Source organism: Anaerococcus marasmi, from assembly GCF_900290195.1.
Classification (GTDB): domain Bacteria; phylum Bacillota; class Clostridia; order Tissierellales; family Peptoniphilaceae; genus Anaerococcus; species Anaerococcus marasmi.
Map to the genome: position 1 here is coordinate 147,211 of NZ_OLMF01000004.1, position 20,654 is coordinate 167,864.

Below are 20,654 nucleotides of genomic sequence, written 5' to 3' on the forward strand. Positions count from 1 at the left end.
CTATGTAAAATATACAAAACCAATGGTTGTTATGCCTTGTCTGCGGCAATAAAACCTGTACTATGATACGGGAAGATACGGAATTAAAAAACTTTCCTTTCTACTGTCCGAAATGTAAGCGGGAAACAATCATCAATATTCAGGATATGGAAATCACACTTGCAGACAGTAAATAATTATGTAACCCGCCGCTATAGATAACACCATACACGTTGAAGCAGCAATTCTGATGACGTATTGTGGTTTGGACAAGGAATAATAGGAGTCAACCACAACATGTAGTGGTTTGAGTACGAAAATTGGGTCAAAAACAGGCTAAAAAATACCGTTTTTTGACCCTTTTAAATAGGGCATTTGACAGATGACATTTGATGTTTCGGGATTAAAAATCCATAGGGTGAGGTAGATTAGCACAGAACTTTATTGAATAGAGAAATTAAAAGTTATATAATCAGTTGCATAAGGAGGAGTTAAATATGTGTACATGTATTGCAGTAGTAGATATTACTTTATCTCATTTATAATGAAAAAAATTAAAGGAGGTAAAGGTATGGGTATGTTTTCTATATTTGTTATTGAGAGATTTCATTATCAACCAAACCAAAAATAATTGGTTATAATGAGCTCTTAAGATTAGTTCATTATAACCGGCAAGGAGAAGGTTATAATGAAACAGAAAAACCCGAAAAATACGCAAAATTTCATTACATCTAAAAAGCATGTAAAGGAAATATTAAAATATACGAATATCAATAAACAAGATAAAATAATAGAAATTGGGTCAGGAAAAGGACATTTTACCAAGGAACTTGTGGAAATGAGTCAACGGGTGAATGCTATAGAGATTGATGAAGGTTTATGTCATTCCACGAAAAAAGCAGTTGAACCTTTTCAGAATATAAAAGTTATTCATGAGGATATTTTGAAGTTTAGCTTTCCTAAAAATACAGACTATAAAATATTTGGTAATATTCCCTACAATATTAGTACTGATATTGTAAAAAAGATTGCTTTTGATAGTCAAGCGAAATATAGCTACCTTATTGTAGAGAGGGGATTTGCTAAAAGGTTGCAAAATACCCAACGAGCTTTAGGTTTGCTGTTAATGGTGGAAATGGATATAAAAATTCTTAAAAAAGTGCCACGAGCATATTTTCACCCTAAGCCTAATGTAGATTCTGTATTGATTGTACTTGAAAGGCATAAACCATTTATTTTAAAGAAGGACTACAAAAAGTATAGATTTTTCGTTTATAAATGGGTAAACAGGGAATATCATGTTCTTTTTACTAAAAATCAATTAAGACAGGTGCTGAAGCATGCGAATGTTACTGATCTTGATAAATTATCCAATGAACAATTTTTGTCTGTTTTCAATAGTTACAAATTATTTCAATAAATTAAAAATAATTAAGCGTTCTCTAACTTTAAGAGAACGCTTAATCTTATTACATTGAAAAATGCATTCTATTATTTTCAATTATTATGATATAACATAACTATCATTTTACTTATTTGCATATTTGCACGAAAATATAGTTATCGACGACTATTCTGATAATAGCAACTAATATAGTCAATGATAACTCAAAATTTATTGATATAGTAGGTATATGTGCAACTAATTAGGGAAGATTTTATCTTGCCATTTCTGAAACAGCTAAAACAAGTATTGCGTAAAGAATGCGCCAGTCTTCCCATGGACTTAAAATGCTTGCTTGGGGCACACATAAAACCCCTTGAACAATCTATTGACAGAGTTGAAGGACTGTCGGAGATTCTAAGACGAAGTAATCCTAAAATGGCCCTATGCCATACAGATATTCATAATTGGAACTTGATGCAACGGGATGAGCAGTTAGTTCTAATTGACTGGGAAGGCTTGAAATTGGCTCCAGTAAAAGCTGATCTCATGTTTTTTGTTGATAAGCCATATTATGATGTATTTATGAACATATACCTGAAATTACACAAAGATTTTTTAATCAATACGGATGCTTTGTTATTCTATCATATTAGACGTAAACTAGAAGATATATGGGAGTTTATTGAACAACTTTTATATGACAATCAAGAGGATAAGGAAAGAAATGAAACTATAAAAGTTCTTGATGGTGAACTGAATAACTTAGTGTTTTGAAAAAAGAATAACGTATTATTAAGCTAAATAATATTGGAGAAGAAAATGAATAAACAAGAATTATATCAAATTGCTTTCAGTATAATTAATCATAAAAAGTTACGGAACTTTGGAACTTCAGGGCATGTTGTAATATGGGCAGACAAAAAAATAGAAGCGACAAAACAAGTTGTATTAAAACACTAAGCTGAAAAACGATTAGAAAAAATCTAGTCGTTTTTTTATTTTAAGGAAGGAAATATTATGACAAGTAAAAGATTAAGTATTGAAGAACAGATCGAAAAGAAAGAAGAAAGCATCAAGCAATTACAAAATCAGAAAAGACAGTTGAAGAAAAAACTTAATGAACAAGAAAGAAAAGCAAGAAACAAAAGACTTATAGAAAAAGGAGCGGTGTTTGAAAGTATTTTTGAAGAAAGTACTGATTTAACAAAAGATGAATTTTATAAGTTAATAAAAATGTTAAATGATGAAGAAATAAGATTAAACATAATGGAAATTTTAGAAGAAAGAATAGATGATAATGTAGAAAAATCATCTAAAGATGAAATAACATAATTGTCCCTTGGTTACAAGGGCGCAATTATACACCCTAAAGGGTGCTTGCGTGCCTTTAGAGCCAAACCCTTGCAGGGAGCAACAACCATTCGCTTTTTAAAAGTCAAGGGTAAATAAACTCGCTAAGGCTCGCCCTTGACTTTTAAAATTTGAAATGAACAAAACAATTAAGCCGACTAACTGCCTGTACCCGTAAGGGTAAAACAACAAAAATTAATTCAGTAGTCGGCTTTTTCTATTCTATCATTTCAAAACACTCATTCACAAAGAGGCTATAAAAAATCTATTAAACCTCCACCTACTTGTACCCGATAGGGTGAAACAACAAGAAAGAAAGGAAGTGATAAAAATGGCAGACAGTTTTCATTTTTCAGTAAACATAATATCAAGAGGAAAAGGAAAAAGTGCAGTAGCAAGTGCAGCATATATAAGTGGAGAAAAAATAAAAAATGAATGGGACGGAGTAACCCATGACTATACAAGAAAAGAAAAAGTATTAGTAAAAAATATAATATTGCCTGATCATATACCAAAAGAATTTAATGATAGGTCTACCTTATGGAACAAAGTAGAAATGGCAGAAAAAAATTCTAATGCACAACTAGCAAGACAATTCATAATAGGACTACCAAAAGAATTAACTTTAAGTGAAAATAAAAACCTAGTTGAAAGATTTATAAAAGAAAATCTAACATCACAAGGAATGATAGTAGATTATGCAATTCATGATGAGAGTCAAGACAAAAATGGAAATATCCATTGTCATATAATGACCATAATGCGACCCATAAACGAAAAAGGAGAGTTCTTAGCAAAGTCAAAAAAAGAATATATCCTAGATGAAAAAGGAAAAAAAGTATTAAACAAAAATGGAAAACCAAAGACAAGAAAAGTAGAACTAACAAGCTGGAATGATAAAGGCAATGTAGAAAAATGGAGAGAAAATTTTTCTAGCCTTTGCAATGAATATCTAGGAAAAAATAATATAGAAAAAAGAGTAGACCATAGGAGTTTTAAAAGACAAAATTCAGATTATCTACCGACAATCCACTTAGGATCAGCAGCAAGTGCAATGGAAAGAAAAGGAATAGAAACTGACAAGGGAAACTATAATAGAGAAATAAGAAAATATAATAACCTTGTAAAAACAATAAAAGAAGAGATAAAAACATTAAAGGGTTGGATAGGAAATCTATTAGATAACCTATCTACTGCTTATGAAAAATTTAAGGATATAGAAAGAGATAAGGTAATAGACAATCCTAAACTTTTTAATCTAACAAATTATCTATTAACTTATTCAGAAATTCAAAAAGAAAAAAGTAAATACCTAAAAGGATATGCAAAAACAAATAAAGAAAAATATGACTTCAAAAAGCTAACGAGTGCATATAGTTATTTAAGAAAAAATAACATAGAAACCATAGGTCAGTTACAAACAAAAATAGAAAGTTTAAAGTCTAATAGCTATAGGCTAAATAAAAAAGCAAAGACAATCCATAAAGAAATGGAAGATGTAGAAAAGAAAATTTTATACTATGAAATCTACAAAGCTAAAAAAGAAGTTTATGAAGAATATCAAAAGAAAAATATATTCACAAAAGACACATTCTATAACAAACATAAGAAAGATATAGACCAATATAAGGTAGTAAGTGGGAAATTAAAAAAACTCCTATCAGATAAGGAAAAACTAAGTCCTAAAAAATGGAATGAAGAAAAAAATCTTTTAATGGCAAATCTTGAAGAAATAAATAAAGAAAAAGACAAGATAAAAGATGAATACCAGGAAATTAATCATATAAAATATTCAGTAGATTTTGTAAACAAAGAACTCGGAATAGATTTATCTATAGAAATAGATAAGTTAATAAAACAAGGTGAAAAACCAAGTGTAATAGCACAGATTAAAAAATTCCAAGACCAAGTTAATAAAGATAATGAATACAGAGAAATGATGAAAAACAAGAAAATAGATCAAGAAAGATAAGACCTGGTAAAAATAACTTATCCAAGCTATAATATGACCAAGAAAATAAAAACCGTTCTAGGAGGTAATAGAGATGAATAAAAGGCAAGAGCTAATAGATGAACTCATAAAAGCAAATGAAGATGGAACATACAAAACATATAAAAGCACAGAAGAAATAAAATCAATGAACAATGAAGAAATACAGATATTATATTCCAACATGAAAAACTATCTATCAGACAAAAGAACACACATAAACTACTAAAGGTGGAAAGGCATTGTAAGCTATTTTAAAGTATAAAAGGTACAAATACCTAAGAAATATATAAAAACATCAAAATAAAGCATTCCACCACCAAAAACAATAAAATAAAAACAATCAAAGGGAAGTATAGAAAAATTAAAGCCTATACTTCCTTTTTTTTAATTCAAGCAAAGGAGATAAAACATGATAAACGAAGAAATAAGCAAAGAAGCAGGTCAAGCAGCACAAACCATAATATCATACACAATAAAGGCAGCAAAAGAATCAATCAATCTTGAAAAAGAAATAAGAAAAAAGATGAATGATACTTTAGAAAAAGCAAACGGAAACTTAAAAAGTCTTATGGGCGATGAAATGAAAATAAAAGACCTCTACAAAAAAGGACAACTAGAAAATATAAGCATAGATCAAAGTGACCTCAAAGACTTAAAAAAAGAACTAAACAAACTTGGAGTAAGTTTTTCAGTAATGAAAAACAAAGAAAACCAAAACTATGAAATATTCTTCCAAGCCAAAGATATAAAAGTAATGGAATATGCCTTTAAGCAAGTCATAGCCAAGGAAAATAAAAAAGAAAAAGAAAGTATCCTAAAACAAATAAAGAAATACAAAGACCTATCCAATAACAAGGATAAGACAAAAGAGAAAGTCAAAAGGAAAGTAAAAGAAAAAGTAAAACCAAACAAAAAAGATATGACCAGAGAAATCTAAGGGAGTAACAAAAAGTTACACCCTTAGATAACCATAATAACAAGACTTCCAAAAAGCAGAAGTCCAGAATTCCGAAAATCGGAAATCAAGAATTTCGATTATCGAAAATCTGGAACATATCAATGTAGAAAGGATATAAAATTGAATAAACACAATATTTATGATATAATTAGAACAATTAAGAGGTCAAAGAGGTGCTTGTATGAATAACAAAAATAACATAGATAGAGTTCATGATGATGTTTTTAATAGTATAAAAACATTAATGGATAAGGCAAGAAATGAAGTCGCAAGAGAAGTCAATAATATTTTAGTTCAAACTTACTGGGAGATTGGACGTATTATCGTAGAAGATGAGCAAGGTCATTCAGAAAGAGCAGAGTATGGCAAAGAGCTTATAAATGACTTATCAAGACAGCTTACAAGAGAGTATGGCAGAGGATTTTCAAGGTCTAATTTACAGAATATGAGAAACCTATATTTATCATATCCAATTTGCCAGACACTGTCTGGCAAATTGACCTGGTCCCATTATTGCGAACTCTTATCTATCAGCGATGAGAAAAAGCGAAGCTTCTATGAAAAAGAGAGTATAAATGCAAACTGGTCAGTAAGAGAGCTTAAAAGACAAATTAAAACCTCACTTTTTGAAAGATTGCTCTTATCATCAGGAGAAGAGAACAAAGAAAAAGTCCTAGACCTAGCCTTAAAGGGCAATGAAATAAATAAAGCATCTGACCTTGTAAAAGACCCTTATGTGTTTGAATTTCTAGGCTTGCCAGAAGAAAAACCAATGATGGAAAGTGATTTAGAAAAAGCACTCATAGATCATATCGAAAAATTCTTGCTTGAACTTGGCAAGGGATTTATGTATGTAGGTAGTCAGCAAAGGGTAACGCTCGGCAACACCCACTATTATGTGGATATGGTATTTTATAATAAAATATTAAGGTCTTATGTCTTAATCGAACTAAAAACAAGTAAGCTTATGCCGGAAGCAGTTGGGCAAATAAATATGTATCTCAATTATTATAAGGCAGAAGTCAATGACGAGATGGACAATGAACCAATAGGTATAATCTTATGTACAGACAAAGACGGAGTACAAGCAGAATACGCCTTAGGAAATTTATCAAATAAAATATTCGCATCAAAATATACTTTGTATATACCAGATAGGGAAGAGCTTGAAGAACAAGTAGAAAAAGTTATTAAAAAATATAAGGAAAAATAAAATATAAATTATAAGGAGAAGTAGAGAAAAAATCTACTTCTTTTTTTATTGCAAGGAGGATTAGAATGGCAGCAAACAAAAGATATTATTGGATAAAACTAAAGGAAGAATTTTTCACAGACAAGAGGATAAAAAGACTAAGGAGAATATCGGGAGGAGATACCTACACGATAATCTACCTCAAACTTTTATTACTAAGCCTAAAAGATGAGGGCAAACTCTATTATGACGGAGTAGAAAGTGATTTTATAAAAGAGTTAGCACTAACCATAGATGAAACAGACGATGATGTAATGGTCACAGTTAATTATTTAATCAATCAAGGCTTATTAGAAGTTGTAACAGAAAATGATGAATATTACCTAACTGAAATACCAAACTTAATCGGATCAGAAACAGCCTGGGCAGAGAAAAAAAGAAGATACAGACAAAATAAACAGAGGACATTGTCCTTAATGAGTCCAACCCATGTCCGACAAGAGATAGAGATAGAGAAAGATATAGAGATAGATAAAGATAGAGAGGGAGAGATAGATAAAAAGTCCACCCCCATCTTTTATGGAGAATTTAAAAATGTAAGATTAAGCAAAGAAGAATATAAAAATCTTAAAGAAAAATTAAACTCACACACAGAAATAATGATAAATAAACTATCCAGATACATGGAAAGCAGTGGTAAGACCTATCAAAACCACTATGTGACAATCTTAAAATGGTATGAAGAAGACAAAGAAAAACTAACACAGAAAAGTTTAAATAAAAAAATGAACTATGACGTAGGAGAATCTTTATAGATAAAAAGAGGTGGAAAGGCATTATTAAAGACTTTAAGTATGAAAAGGTATAAAAGTATGCCAGAGATAATAAAAAGATAAATATGACACTTAAAAGGCGATTAGAAAATTAAAAATCTAATCGCCTTTTTTTTATTGCATGAAAGGATAAGCTATGACAAAAAGACAAACAAAATATATTGTAAAAAGAAATTATGATAATAGAAGAACAGACACAGACGCTTTTCTAAGATTAATAAAAAAATCAAGCAAATTAAATAAGACTAATGAAATTGAGTACAACAAATATAATATTGATAGTAATAAAAAAGAGTGCTATAATAAAAATAGTTTTAGAGAAAGTTGTGTTATTTCCGAAAACTCAAATAAGGAGGAATAGGAAATGATACAAACAAATTCAAATCACTTTTCATTCAAAGCTGCAATTTATTGCAGACTATCTAAAGATGATGAGCAGAAAGGAGAGAGTGCCAGCATACAAAACCAAAAGGAACTTTTAGAAAACTATGTAAAATCAAGAGGTTGGAGTATTTACGATGTATATATAGATGATGGATATACTGGATTAAATACAAATAGACCATCATTTCAAAGACTAATTAGAGATATTGAAAATAAAAAAGTGGATATAGTCATCACTAAGGACTTATCAAGGCTTGGAAGAAACTATTTACAGACTGGATACTATACAGAAAATTTCTTCCCAAAGAACAATGTCAGATATATAGCTTTAAATGATGGAGTAGATACCTTTCAAGAAAACAATGAAATAGTTCCTTTTAAAAATGTTTTAAACGAGTTTTATTCAAGAGATGTTTCCAAAAAGATGAAATCTGCCTATATGACAAGAGCAAGGCAAGGGAAATTTATTGGTTGTCTTGCTCCAATAGGATATAGGAAAGACAATGATGATCCACATAAATTAGTAATCGATGATGAAACTTCATGGATTGTTGAAAAAATTTTTGATCTTGCTTTTAGTGGTTATGGAGTACAAGCAATTAGGAGAAGACTTTTTGAAGAAAAAATACCTACACCTACCTGGTGGAATAGAAAAAAAGGACTTAGAAATAAAAAAACTAAGTTAGAAATGACCGTAGATGGTGGAGAGTATTGGTGGGATTGCACAACCCTAAAAGAAATTATTGAAAACCCAGTTTATATTGGTCATATTGCTAGTCAAAAAGTTAATTATAAATTCAAAGTAGGTTGGTTATCCGATAAACCTAAAGAGGAATGGATAATAGTAGAAAATACACACGAACCAATTATTTCTGAAGATATTTATAATATAGCAAATGAAAAATTAAAGAGCAGGAGAAGACCATTTAAAAATGGAGAAGAAAGTATATTTGCAGGTATTGTGAAATGTCCCGATTGTGGAAAATCTTTAAATCTTGGAAGAAACAAATCGAAAAAAAGAGAAAAGTTACTCACTTGTAACACTTATAGAAGATATGGAAAGTCATTATGTAGTCAACATAGAATTTATTACGATACTCTTTATGAGATAGTGCTTAAAGATATTAGAAAAAATGCAGAAATAGCATTAAAAGACGAAAAAGAAATTATAAAAGCACTTGAAAAATCACGAGAAATTGATAATGAAGAAGAACAAAAATTTATCATGGATAAGATTTACGAAGATCAGATAAGAGTAGAAGACTTAACTAAAAAGATTGAAAGACTATATGATGACTGGCTAGATAACAAGATAAGTGAAAGCAACTTCCAAAAAATTCTTGAAAAATCACAGAAAGAACAAGATTATCTAAACCAAAGAATAGAAGATAATCAAAAATTGATTGTTAAAGAAGATCTTGAAGATATTAATGTCAAAAAATGGATTGAACTCATAAAAAAACATAAGGATATAAAGAGGCTGGACAAAGAAACCTTAAATGAACTCATCTCAAAAATCTATGTTCACGAAAAAGAAGTAGTGAATGGAGAAATCACCCAAACAATTGATATTTACTACAATTTCATAGGAAATACAGACACACTACAAGTATTTTACAATCTCTAATTAGGCATAAAGCAGCTTATGGCTGGTGGAGGAATTGTACTAATCGGTATCAAATTAATTCCACTACTTGCAAATGTTTTAAATTAGGAGAAAGTCTATGTTTGGTATCTTTGACAAGCTAACTGAATTTTTTAAGGATATGCTACTCGGAGGTATCAAAGCAAATCTTGAGTCCATGTTCTTAGATATAAATGACAAGGTAGGAGTTATTGCAACTGATGTTGGGAAAACACCAATGGGTTGGAATGGAGAAGTATATAACTTCATAAAAAACATTAATGATAATGTGATTGTTCCAATAGCAGGTCTTATCATAACAGCAGTTTTATGTATTGAGCTCATAAATATGGTTATGCAGAAGAATAATATGCATGATACAGATACTTTTGAGTTTTTCAAATACATTATAAAGATGTTTATAGCAGTCTACCTTGCAAGCCATGCCTTTGAATTTTCAATGGCAGTCTTTGATGTGGCACAAAATCTTGTAAACAAAGCGGCAGGGGTAATCACTACTTCTGCCACTGTTTCAGGAGATCAGATAGTTGCAATGGTTGATACATTAAAAGAAAAAGATGTTGGTGCATTAATAATGATATTAGTTGAAACAAGCCTTGTAAGGATTGCAATTCAATGTATATCTTTAACTATTACCCTAATAGTATATGGGCGTATGTTTGAAATATATGTCTACTCATCAGTATCATCCATACCGTTTGCGACTATGGGAAATAAAGAGTGGGGTCAGATTGGAACAAATTATATCAAGGGACTTTTTGCCTTGGGACTACAAGGTTTGTTTTTGATGGTATGTTTAGGTATCTACACCGTTTTAATAAGAACGGTACAGATTACAGATATTCACGCAAGCTTGTTTAGTATATTAGGATATGCTCTACTACTTGGACTTATGATGTTTAAGAGTGGAACAGTTGCAAAAAGTATTATGAATACGCACTAGGAGGAATAAATGTTAAAAAAGAAAAATTGTGCTTTATTGGGACTTGGAATTTTATTGGGAGGAACGTATGAAATCTTAAAAGAGAAAAAAAGAAATGAAGAGATTAGAAACTTAAAGAGAAGAATAAATAGACTTGGAAGATGTCACAATGAATTTGTTATTTATCAAGGAGAATACAATGACAGAAATGAAGAAAAACAAGAAGAATTAGAAGAAAGAATTAGCTACCTAGAAGAGGAAACAACATCTAATTATGACCATATACTTGAACTTTCCAAAGAAGAGGTAGAGGGAGATTAAAATGGCGTATGTACCAATACCAAAAGATTTGGACAAGATTAAAACAAAGGTTGCCTTTAACTTAACTAAAAGACAACTTATAGGTTTTTCTGTGGCAGGACTAATTGGCATACCAACTTATTTATTTATGAAAAAATATCTAGCTAATGATGTTTCAATCATTGTAATGCTAATAGTAACCCTGCCAATCTTTTTTATAACCTTATATGAAAAAGACACCTTAACTTTTGAAAAGTATTTTAGATTTTTCTATCTTCATAAGTTTTATCAACCAACTAAGAGAATAAGAAAGGAGGCATACCTTGAAGCAAAGAAAAAAGCAAATCAGCGACTTAAATCTAAGAGAAAAACAATTAAAAAAATACCGAAAGGAAGTAAGAAAGCTAAAAACAAAGAAAGATCCAACAAATAGTCTTCTAAGTGTACTTTTAAAGAAAGAGAAGAAGAGATTTACTGTTGAGGATACAATTCCATATATAAGAATGTTACCAGAGGGCATTTGTCAGTTAGATGAAAAAAATTATTCAAAGACAATTTCATTTCAAGATATAAATTACCAGTTGGCATTGGAAGAAGATAGAGATTTAATCTTTAACCAATTTGCCAACTTTTTAAATTCTTTTGATCCAAGTGTCCACATTGAACTTTCATATGTAAATCAATTAGGAAGAAATAAAGACCTGCAAGATGCAATTAAAATTGCTGATAAGGGAGACTTTTATGACGATGTAAGAAAAGAGTTTAGGGAGATGTTAAAGCTTCAACTTGCAAAGGGGAATAACGGACTTAAAAAGATGAAGTATATAACCTTTACCACAGAAGCCGATAACCTAGAGCAAGCAAGAGCAAAGTTAAATAGACTTGAAGTAGATATTTTATCTAATTTTAAATCTATGGGAGTAAGAGCAGAAAGCCTTGATGGCGAAGAAAGACTAAGACTTGTTCACGATATGTTAAATCCAGACAAGAACTTTGGTTTTTCATATAAAGACTTGAAGAAGAAAGAGTCTACAAAATCACATATAACTCCCAATATCTTTAATTTTGCACCAGCAAATAATTTTAAATTTGGCAAATTCATTGGAGCAGTAAGCCATTTTCAAATACTTGCGAGTGAGTTATCAGACAGAATGTTATCTGAGTTTTTAGATATAGATGACAATATTTATGTAGCTTTTCATATAGATGTAGTTGAACAAGCAGAAGCTATTAAACTCATTAAGAGAAAAAACACAGACCTAGACAGAATGAAAATTGAAGAACAAAAGAAAGCAGTGCGTGCTGGATATGATATGGATATTATTCCTTCAGATATAAATACTTTTGGGGCTGATGTTAAGTCTATGTTGTCTGACTTACAAAACAGAGATGAAAGGCTCTTTGTAGTTACCATAGTAATGATGAATTTTGCTAGGACTAATCAAAAATTAGAAAACACTATTGCTCAAATTTCATCAATTGCTAATAGACATAATTGTCAGGTAAAAAGATTATCTCACCAACAAGAACAAGGACTTGTTTCTGTCTTGCCTTTGGGAGTCAATCAAGTCGAAATAAAAAGATTTTTAACTTCATCATCAACGGCAGTCTTTATGCCTTTTACAACAGAAGAGCTATTTATTGATTCGGCAAATTCCTTGTATTATGGCTTAAATGCCCTTAGCCAAAACTTGATTATGGCAGATAGGAAGAAACTAAAAAATCCTAACGGACTAATATTAGGAACACCAGGTTCTGGTAAATCTTTCTCGGCAAAGAGAGAGATGGCAAATGCAATTCTTGTAACAGACGATGATGTAATTATTTGCGATCCTGAAGGCGAATATTCAAACCTTGTAAAACAATTTAATGGAGAAGTTATTAAAGTTTCAGCAAAGTCAAAGGACTATCTAAATCCACTAGATATTAATATGAACTATGGAGATGGGGACGCACCTTTAAAAGATAAGGCAAACTTCATAATGTCTATGCTTGAACTTGTAGTAGGAGGATCTGGTCTTACTGCTGCAGAAAAATCTGTTATAGATAGGTGTTTACCAAAGATATACCAAAAATATTTTGAAGACCCAAAACCAGAAAATATGCCAATATTAGGAGATTTATACGATATGCTCCTATCTCAAGAAGAGGGAGTTGGTAGAAAGCTAGCAACAGAAATGGAAATTTATGTTAAGGGAAGTCTTAATGTATTTAATAATAGGTCAAATGTTGATCTAAATAGGCAACTGCTCTGTTTTGATATAAAAGAGCTAGGAACACAACTTAAAAAAATAGGTATGCTTGTAATTCAAGACCAGGTTTGGAACAAGGTTTCCTTAAATAGAGGGAGCAAGTCTACAAGATACTATATAGACGAGTTTCACCTTCTATTAAAAGACCCACAAACTGCTTCATATTCAGTAGAAATCTGGAAAAGATTTAGAAAATGGGGCGGTATTCCAACAGGCATAACTCAAAACGTAAAAGACCTTTTAACAAGTCAGGAAATTGAAAATATCTTTGATAATACAGACTTTGTTCTAATGTTAAATCAAGCATCTGGAGATAGAGATATACTTGCTAAGAAATTAAAAATATCACCTTATCAGCTAAACTATATAACTAATTCAAATGCAGGTGAGGGACTACTATTCTTTGGAAATACTATTGTTCCATTTATAGATAAATTCCCTAAAGACACCATGTTATATAAGCTGATGACAACAAAACCAGAAGAAGCTAAGTAGGTGTGATATGGATAAAAAACTAAAAAAAGATTTTCAAAAGAAAATTATACGAAATAGGGACGCTCCTGAAAAAAATATTGATAGTAAACTTGTTCATTCAGATGATTATACCAATAAGATAATTAAAACTAAGGATAGGTTCGGGAATAAAATTTCAGAAAAAGAATCTAAACTTATCCATGAGAATGTATTATCTAAGGATCAAAAACAAGATAAACTAAAAGACTTTCAGAAGGCTAAAAACAAGGAAAGAATCAGAAAAGAAGTTTTAGATAATAAGGATAAGGCTGAAGAAATAAAACAAGCTAATCTTGAAATAAAGACAGATGAAAGCTTTAAACTTGATGAAGACTTAGATGTAGACTTTAAAAAAGTAAACTTTGATAGTGAAAACAGTAGAAATATTAATTCTAATAAACTAACAACAGATGATATTTCAGCTAAGGCTCAACCAATAAGCAATAAGAAGGCATCAAGTAAAAGACAAGTTATCAAAAATTACGAGGATAAACTTATCCATAGTAAGGATAAATTCCAAGACAAAATCAACGAGAAAGAGTCTAAGCGAATCCACACAAGTGAAGATAAACCTATCGAAGCAAAGAAAAGCAAGAGAGTATATAGAAAAGATAAGCTTGTTTTAGATGAAGAAAACAAGAACGAGAGTAATACTAATATCGATAAAAAGCAAAAGCAAAAGCTTTATCAAGAAAAAAAGTTTAGAGATAAGGGAAAAATTTCTAATGAAATAGATAAAGAAAATAAGCTAAGCGAAGTTGATACAGATAAAACTTTTGACAATTCGAAGGTTAAAGACAACAATCCTGAATTTATAAAAGATGAAAAGGAAACAAGCCTTAAAGCTTCAGAACAAAAGCAAGTTAATAAAAAGAAAACTTACTACAAGAGAAAAAATTATGAAAGTGATAAATTCACTCGAAAGAAAATCGATGAATTAAAAAATGAATCTAAGAAAGTTACAACTAAAGATTCTAAGAAATCACAAGATGTTAAAGATTTTATCTCGGATAAAAAGATTGGAGAGCTTGAAAAGTCTAAAAGCAAGCTAAAGGATAATATCTTAAAGAATAAAACTAAAGGAAGTCTATCTTCTGGAGTTTTATTATCTGGAGCTAAGTCTTCAGAATTAGTGAGAGATTATTTAAGTTCAGGATCTGATAATACTGGCGTAGAATCTGGAGAAAAGGCCGCTAATGTAAGCTCTAAACTCCAGCATGGAATAAGGAAATATAAGCTAGACAAAAAGAAAAAGTCCTTAAAAAAGCTATCTAAACTTGATAAGAAAATAAGAAAGAGAAAAAGCAAGCTGGAGTTTAAAAGTGGCTTGGAAGATTTAAAAAAGTCAGAATCCTATATAAAGAAAAATAGATTTAAGAAGTTTTACCAAAGAAAACAAATGAAAAGCATGATAGCTAAAAAGCACGAAACAAGACTTGTAGATAGAGTTAAAAAGGCTATTTTAAGTTTAGGTAAGGCTTCTAAAGAACTAATCGTAAGAAAAAGTAAGATGATTCTATTTCTAGTAATAGGACTAGGTCTTATGCTATCAATCATGATTGGTGGTGGAAGTGTTGGTATGAGTGGATTAAGTAACTCTGTTAACTCAGTAATGACAACAACATACCTATCACAAGATACAGTTCTAAGTGAAGTTAATCAAGAATTTTCATCAATGGAATATGACCTACAATCACAAATGGAAAGTGTAAAGACAAGTCATCCTGGATATGACGAATATATCATAAACAAAGAAGAAGAAATTGGTCATAATACCCATGAACTTTTATCCTATATAACTTCAAGATGTGGAGAAGTGAAATCAGCATCTGAAGTAAAAGGAATTTTAAAAGAACTTTTCGATAAGATGTATAAGCTTGATTTTAAGGAAGAAATTGAAATTAGAACAAGAACAGTAGCAAAAACTAGATATGATAGTCGTGGCAATCCTTATACTAGCTATGAAAAAGAAGAGTACGAATATAAAAAGTTAATTGTAACTTTAAAGAAAAAAGAAATGGATGAAGTTGTTAGGGAAATATTTAAAGATTATCCAGACAATGTAGTTCATTATGAAGCTCTTCTTGAAGCTAAGGGAAATATGGGAGATGTTTTTGGATCAGGTAATGGGGACTTAGGAGAAATAGTAGACAATCCAAACTTTGGAAATCCTGGTCTTGCTTTTGATTCAGCTACTGCCAAAGCCTTATTTAATGAAGCAGAAAAACATATAGGCAAAAGATATGTGTTTGGAGCAAGTGGACCATCTAACTTTGACTGTTCAGGTTTTGTATGTTGGTCATTTACAAAGTCTGGTGTAAAGAGAATGCCAAGAACAACTGCATGGAGAATATACAAAGACTATTGTAATCCAGTTAGTCCAAGTGAAGCCCAACCTGGAGATATTATATTTTTCCATTCAACATATAACAGTGGAACTCCAATATCTCACGTAGGAATATACGCAGGTAACGGAATGATGATTCATGCAGGAGATCCAATTCAATACACATCAATAAATTCAAAATATTGGAAATCACACTTTTATGGTTTTGGAAGACCAAGATAGAAGGGAGATATTATGTGAACAGGAAACTTATAAGTATTAGGAACAAAAAGAAAAAAATAGAAGAGAAATTGAAAGATTTAAATGCAAAATACAAGGAAATTTGCGATGAAGAAATACAAGTTGAAAATGAAGAAATAATTGTAACTCTTAGGAGGAACAATATTAGTTTGGAAGAATTAATGGAGAAAATTAATGATAGAAAAAGAGAAGAAAAATTAAAAGAAAAGGAGAACATTCATAATGAAGAAATTTAATACGAACAGACTAAGAGCCTTTTTTATGGCTCTTTTATTAGTTTTAACATCAACTTCAACTACTAATGTACTAGCTAAAGCTGATGATACAGATGGTAGTAAAAAAGTGATAGAAAGTTCAATAAGTAAAATTAGTGATTTAGAAAATCAGATCAAAGACTTAAATGATAAGAAACAAGAAGACCAATCAAAGATAGATGAATTAAAGGAAAAGTTAGAATCTTGCAAAGATAATGGAGAGAAACTGAAACAAGAAAAGGCTAAGCTTGAAGAAGAAATTAGAGATAAAGATAATAAGATTGCTCAATTGAATAAAGAAATTGAGGATCTTAAAAACTCCAATAATGATGAACTAATAGCAGAAATTACTCAGCTTAAAGATGAATTAAAAAGATTACGAGATGAAAATGCAAAATTAAAAGAAGATTATTCATCTACAAAATGGGAGTTAGAAGCTGAGAAAGAAAAGACCGACAAAAACGAAAATAAAATCAAAGAAATGCAAGAAAAGCTCGAGTCTTTAGAAGAGGAACTTGCAAAGAGGACTAAAGAAATTGAGGATAAAGATAATAAAATTAAGGACTTAGAAAAAGCTCTTGATGAAAAAGATAATAAGATAAAAGAATTAGAGAATAAAAAGAAAGAAACAGAAAAGACTAAGTCAGAATGCTTTAAGAAAATTGAAGAGATTCAAAAGGCTATTGATAGCTTAAAAGAATCTTCTGAAAATACGAAAAAAGAATTAGAAGAGAAGATTAAAGGGTTAGAAGAAAAACAAAAAGCTTCTGAAGAAGAAATTAAAAAGCTAAAAGAAGAATTAGATAAGAAAATTGAAGAAGCAAAGAAGTTAATCGAGGAAGCAAATAAAAAAGCTAAAGAAGAACTTGAAAAGCAGGCTAAAGATGAAAAAGAAAAAAATATAAACCAAGACTTCTCTAAGAAATTAGATGAACTTCTAAAACTCCAAAAAGAAAATAAAGAGAAGAAAGAAGATAATAAATCTCAAGATAAAAAATGGGACGAACATTTGAAAGCTGATGATAAGAACATCCTAAACCAATTTGATCTTAACAAGATGAAAAAGCAAGAGGAACAACAAGGTAAAAAACAAGTTAAAGATGAAAAAGAATTTGCAGTTTTCCAAGTAGACAAAAACTTCTATAACATTATCAACAAAGATGGTAAGACAACAGTCTACATGGATGTAAAAACTTATGTGGATCAAGGAAGAACTATGATTCCAGTAAGATATATTGCCTATACTCTTGGTTTTAATGTTGAGTATGACAACTCTACTCGTGAAGCCATTTTCTCCAATAAAGAGAATAATATCTTAGCTAAAAAGACATTAAGACTAAATATTGATACTGGTGTTATGAAAGATTCAGATGGAAAGGTCTACAATTCAGATGTTAAGCCAGTTATTATAAATGGAAAAATTCATGCTTCAATTTCAAACATTGCCAAAGCTTTCGGAGCAAGTCATGGAGATATTAAAGATGACAAAAACCAAACAATAGAATGGGACAATGCTAGAAAAGCAGTCTATGTATTTAAAAATGTAAAATAAGAAAGGATAGAAAAATGAATAAGAGCATTAAACGAGGAGTAGCCATAGCGTTACTCCTTTTTACATTTACAGTACCAGCAACTACATTTGCGATGACAAATGAAGGACAGATTGAAAGTCAAAACGAATCAATCTATGAACCACAAAAAGAAGAATTTGAAAAAATGTTGAAAGATGATGTTTTTACACCATCAAAAGAAGAGATTCCTTATCAAGATGTTCCAAGAATACCAGGAAATACAAGTGAAACAAATAAGCCTTCAAATAATCCCCCTAAGAAAACATCACTTGTAAAAGGTGATAATACAAAGGCAGTAAATAATCTTGCGACTGGGGAAAATAAAGCAAGAGGGTCAGTAATTGAAAATGTAGATAGGAATGGAAAAGATATTACACCAAGTGGAGATACAGAAAAAGATAAAGAAAATCCAGTAGATGTAAGACAATTTTTAACATTTCAAACCAAAAGTGGAAAAACTATGCACCTATTAGTGGATCACTCATCAAATCAAGATAATGTAATGCTATTAACAGAAGTAGGAGAGCAAGACCTACTTAATATGATTGAATCAGAAGATAAAAACACTATAAAGGTTGAAGAGCCTAAGAAAGAAGAAGTAAAAAAAGAAGAGCCTACGGTTGTTCCAGTAAAAGAAGAAAAGAAAAGCGGGATAGGTTCATTTCTAATTGTTGCACTTGTAATTGGAGGAGTTATAGGAGCAGGATATTATTTTAAGGTAGTCAAAGCAAAAGAAGATAAAATGTTGGAAGACTTTGAAGAAGATGATGAGGATTATATTAGCGAGTCAGAAGATGAATCTGACAATGAAGAAAGTCATGAAGAATCTTTAGATGAAGATGATGAACTATTATAAGGATATGAAAATTTAATCTAAATTGATTATTTCTCCCGAATATGATACAATATTCGGGAGAAAGATGGTGCAAAATGAATTCCTATTTAGATCAAATAAAAAATAGAATTAATGATTTTGATAGCAGAAAAGTTTTTATAAACAATGATTTCTTAGATATAGCAGGAAATGAAACTGTTCGTAGAACTTTAAATCAACTAGTTAGTGAAAATAAAATAAAAAGAGTAATTAATGGATTCTATTATAATCCAATATACAGTGAATTAATCGGAGAGTACGAAGCAGTATCAATTCACGAGTTAGCACTTGCCATAGCAAGAAAATACAATTGGAATATTGCACCATATAATAGTACAGCCTTAAACTTATTAGGACTTTCAACACAAGTTCCAACTCACTATAAATATATATCTAGTGGAAGATATAAGGAATATAAAATTGGAGATACAATTTTAGAATTTAAAAAAGTAAATCCGGGAGAAATTGCTAATATGTCTTTGAAGACAGCGACTGTAATTCAAGCAATTAAGTCTTTAGGTAAAGAAAATATCAATGATCAAGTTATACAAAAGATAAGAGAAAACTTAACTGAGAAAGAAAGAACAGACTTAATGAATGAATCAAAATCAGTGCCAGCATGGATATATGAAGTAATAAGGGAAATTTGTGAGGGTCAAAATGAATAAGTTTTATGTAGAAAACAAAGAAGATCTAAGGATTTTAATAGTAAATACTGCAAGAAAGAAAAATATATCTGAGGCAGTTATTGAAAAGGACTATTGGGTTACTTTTATTTTAGACTATCTATTTAATGAAAATAAATGGAAAGAATATTTTACTTTTAAGGGTGGCACATCACTTTCAAAATGTTTTGGACTTATAGAAAGATTTTCTGAAGATATAGATCTAATCTTAGATTGGAGAGTATTAGGATATGAAGAAAAAGAACCATGGATAGAAAGATCAAATACCAAGCAAGATAAATTCAACAAAGAAGTTAATGAAAAGACAGAAGAATTTTTAAGAGATGAATTTGTAAAAATTTTAGAAGAAGATTTAAAGGATTTTGAATTTGAATTTTCAATAGATGCAATAGACCCACAATTCTATGTAAATATCCTAAAATCTTTGAATCTAATTATTTAACACAAAATATAAGGCTTGAAATAGGAAGCCTTGCAGCATGGACACCTGCAATTGATGTTGAAGTTTTGCCGATAATTAGCGAAGTCTACCCAAATATATTTAAAGAAAAAACTAATATAAGAACAGTATCAGCAGAGAGAACTTTTTGGGAAAAGGCAACTATACTTCATCATGAAGCGAATAGACCAGAATCTTCTCCTATGCCCCACAGATATGCAAGACACTTTTATGACCTATACAAAATAGCAAACTCAGATTATAAAAATAATGCCTTAGAGGATAAAGAATTACTAAAAAAAGTGACTGAATTTAAAATGAAATTCTACCCTAGAGAGTGGGCAAGGTATGAAGATGCATTAAATGGTAGACTAAGGTTAGTCCCAAGAGATTACCGACTTTCTGAAATAGAAAAAGATTATAAAGCTATGGCAGAAATGATTTATGGAGACTATCCCAACTTTGAAGAGGTTATAAAAGTTCTTCAAGAACTAGAAAAAGAAATTAATAAGTAGAATTCTCCCGAAAATAATAC

At 30.3% G+C, this 20,654-nt stretch carries 23 protein-coding genes and 1 pseudogene; all 24 read left to right on the forward strand.

Going from position 1 to position 20,654, the window contains the following annotated elements:
• Positions 1-26 precede the first annotated feature (26 nt).
• The 24 genes and pseudogenes from C7D97_RS00820 to C7D97_RS00920 all read left to right on the forward strand — a co-directional run bounded on the left by C7D97_RS00820 (position 27) and on the right by C7D97_RS00920 (position 20,634).
• Complete coding sequence (locus tag C7D97_RS00820) at positions 27-176, forward strand: cysteine-rich KTR domain-containing protein (protein WP_172975147.1); 150 nt, start codon at positions 27-29, stop codon at positions 174-176.
• Positions 177-550: 374 nt separating this feature from the next.
• Positions 551-610 carry an erythromycin resistance leader peptide gene (locus C7D97_RS10790; RefSeq protein ID WP_146743586.1) on the forward strand — a complete coding sequence of 20 codons (60 nt, stop codon included), beginning with the start codon at positions 551-553 and terminating at the stop codon, positions 608-610.
• Positions 611-667: 57 nt separating this feature from the next.
• Positions 668-1,399, forward strand: a complete 732-nt coding sequence (gene erm(A), locus C7D97_RS00825) for a 23S rRNA (adenine(2058)-N(6))-methyltransferase Erm(A) (protein WP_023610344.1) — start codon at positions 668-670, stop codon at positions 1,397-1,399.
• 216 nt (positions 1,400-1,615) lie between these two features.
• On the forward strand, positions 1,616-2,140 hold the full coding sequence (locus C7D97_RS00830; RefSeq protein WP_020999721.1) for a phosphotransferase: 525 nt from the start codon (positions 1,616-1,618) through the stop codon (positions 2,138-2,140).
• 45 nt (positions 2,141-2,185) lie between these two features.
• Positions 2,186-2,326, forward strand: a complete 141-nt coding sequence (locus C7D97_RS10645) for a hypothetical protein (RefSeq protein ID WP_023610342.1) — start codon at positions 2,186-2,188, stop codon at positions 2,324-2,326.
• A 57-nt stretch (positions 2,327-2,383) separates the two neighbouring features.
• Positions 2,384-2,698: a DUF3847 domain-containing protein gene (locus C7D97_RS00835; RefSeq protein ID WP_020999720.1), complete on the forward strand. Its 315-nt coding sequence runs from the start codon at positions 2,384-2,386 to the stop codon at positions 2,696-2,698.
• 349 nt (positions 2,699-3,047) lie between these two features.
• Positions 3,048-4,688 (forward strand): MobQ family relaxase, encoded by a 1,641-nt coding sequence (gene mobQ / locus C7D97_RS00840; RefSeq protein WP_020999719.1) that lies wholly within the window; start codon positions 3,048-3,050, stop codon positions 4,686-4,688.
• 73 nt (positions 4,689-4,761) lie between these two features.
• Positions 4,762-4,935, forward strand: coding sequence for a hypothetical protein (locus C7D97_RS10560; RefSeq protein WP_020999718.1), 174 nt, complete (start codon positions 4,762-4,764; stop codon positions 4,933-4,935).
• A gap of 183 nt (positions 4,936-5,118) precedes the next feature.
• The gene (locus tag C7D97_RS00845; RefSeq protein WP_023610324.1) at positions 5,119-5,646 is read left to right on the forward strand and encodes a PcfB family protein; all 528 of its coding nucleotides are present in this window, start codon (positions 5,119-5,121) and stop codon (positions 5,644-5,646) included.
• Positions 5,647-5,848: 202 nt separating this feature from the next.
• Positions 5,849-6,880: a PDDEXK nuclease domain-containing protein gene (locus C7D97_RS00850; protein WP_023610325.1), complete on the forward strand. Its 1,032-nt coding sequence runs from the start codon at positions 5,849-5,851 to the stop codon at positions 6,878-6,880.
• A gap of 65 nt (positions 6,881-6,945) precedes the next feature.
• Positions 6,946-7,674, forward strand: coding sequence for a phage replisome organizer N-terminal domain-containing protein (locus tag C7D97_RS00855; RefSeq protein WP_023610341.1), 729 nt, complete (start codon positions 6,946-6,948; stop codon positions 7,672-7,674).
• 154 nt (positions 7,675-7,828) lie between these two features.
• Positions 7,829-8,053, forward strand: coding sequence for a hypothetical protein (locus C7D97_RS00860; protein WP_004825731.1), 225 nt, complete (start codon positions 7,829-7,831; stop codon positions 8,051-8,053).
• A gap of 3 nt (positions 8,054-8,056) precedes the next feature.
• Positions 8,057-9,703 carry a recombinase family protein gene (locus C7D97_RS00865; protein WP_023610347.1) on the forward strand — a complete coding sequence of 549 codons (1,647 nt, stop codon included), beginning with the start codon at positions 8,057-8,059 and terminating at the stop codon, positions 9,701-9,703.
• Between the two features lie 6 nt (positions 9,704-9,709).
• Entirely contained in the window at positions 9,710-9,790 is an 81-nt protein-coding gene (locus tag C7D97_RS00870) for a Maff2 family mobile element protein (RefSeq protein ID WP_425277032.1), read from the forward strand.
• 10 nt (positions 9,791-9,800) lie between these two features.
• A complete protein-coding gene (locus C7D97_RS00875) occupies positions 9,801-10,664 on the forward strand; it encodes a VirB6/TrbL-like conjugal transfer protein, CD1112 family (protein ID WP_000466914.1) in 864 nt (287 codons plus the stop codon).
• Between the two features lie 9 nt (positions 10,665-10,673).
• On the forward strand, positions 10,674-10,964 hold the full coding sequence (locus tag C7D97_RS00880; RefSeq protein WP_000914148.1) for a hypothetical protein: 291 nt from the start codon (positions 10,674-10,676) through the stop codon (positions 10,962-10,964).
• Between the two features lies 1 nt (position 10,965).
• Positions 10,966-11,376: a PrgI family protein gene (locus C7D97_RS00885; protein ID WP_105300310.1), complete on the forward strand. Its 411-nt coding sequence runs from the start codon at positions 10,966-10,968 to the stop codon at positions 11,374-11,376.
• Positions 11,288-13,690: a VirB4-like conjugal transfer ATPase, CD1110 family gene (locus tag C7D97_RS00890; protein WP_420807423.1), complete on the forward strand. Its 2,403-nt coding sequence runs from the start codon at positions 11,288-11,290 to the stop codon at positions 13,688-13,690. Before C7D97_RS00885 ends, C7D97_RS00890 begins: the two co-directional genes overlap by 89 nt.
• A 7-nt stretch (positions 13,691-13,697) precedes the next feature.
• The gene (locus C7D97_RS00895) at positions 13,698-16,277 is read left to right on the forward strand and encodes a C40 family peptidase (RefSeq protein WP_105300312.1); all 2,580 of its coding nucleotides are present in this window, start codon (positions 13,698-13,700) and stop codon (positions 16,275-16,277) included.
• Between the two features lie 14 nt (positions 16,278-16,291).
• Positions 16,292-16,531 carry a hypothetical protein gene (locus C7D97_RS00900; RefSeq protein ID WP_001080402.1) on the forward strand — a complete coding sequence of 80 codons (240 nt, stop codon included), beginning with the start codon at positions 16,292-16,294 and terminating at the stop codon, positions 16,529-16,531.
• On the forward strand, positions 16,518-18,101 hold the full coding sequence (locus C7D97_RS00905; RefSeq protein ID WP_105300313.1) for a stalk domain-containing protein: 1,584 nt from the start codon (positions 16,518-16,520) through the stop codon (positions 18,099-18,101). Before C7D97_RS00900 ends, C7D97_RS00905 begins: the two co-directional genes overlap by 14 nt.
• A gap of 14 nt (positions 18,102-18,115) precedes the next feature.
• On the forward strand, positions 18,116-18,976 hold the full coding sequence (locus C7D97_RS00910) for a CD1107 family mobile element protein (RefSeq protein ID WP_105300314.1): 861 nt from the start codon (positions 18,116-18,118) through the stop codon (positions 18,974-18,976).
• Positions 18,977-19,050: 74 nt separating this feature from the next.
• Entirely contained in the window at positions 19,051-19,662 is a 612-nt protein-coding gene (locus tag C7D97_RS00915) for a DUF6088 family protein (RefSeq protein ID WP_105300315.1), read from the forward strand.
• Positions 19,655-20,634: pseudogene (locus C7D97_RS00920) on the forward strand (nucleotidyl transferase AbiEii/AbiGii toxin family protein). Before C7D97_RS00915 ends, C7D97_RS00920 begins: the two are co-directional and overlap by 8 nt.
• Positions 20,635-20,654: the final 20 nt, after the last annotated feature.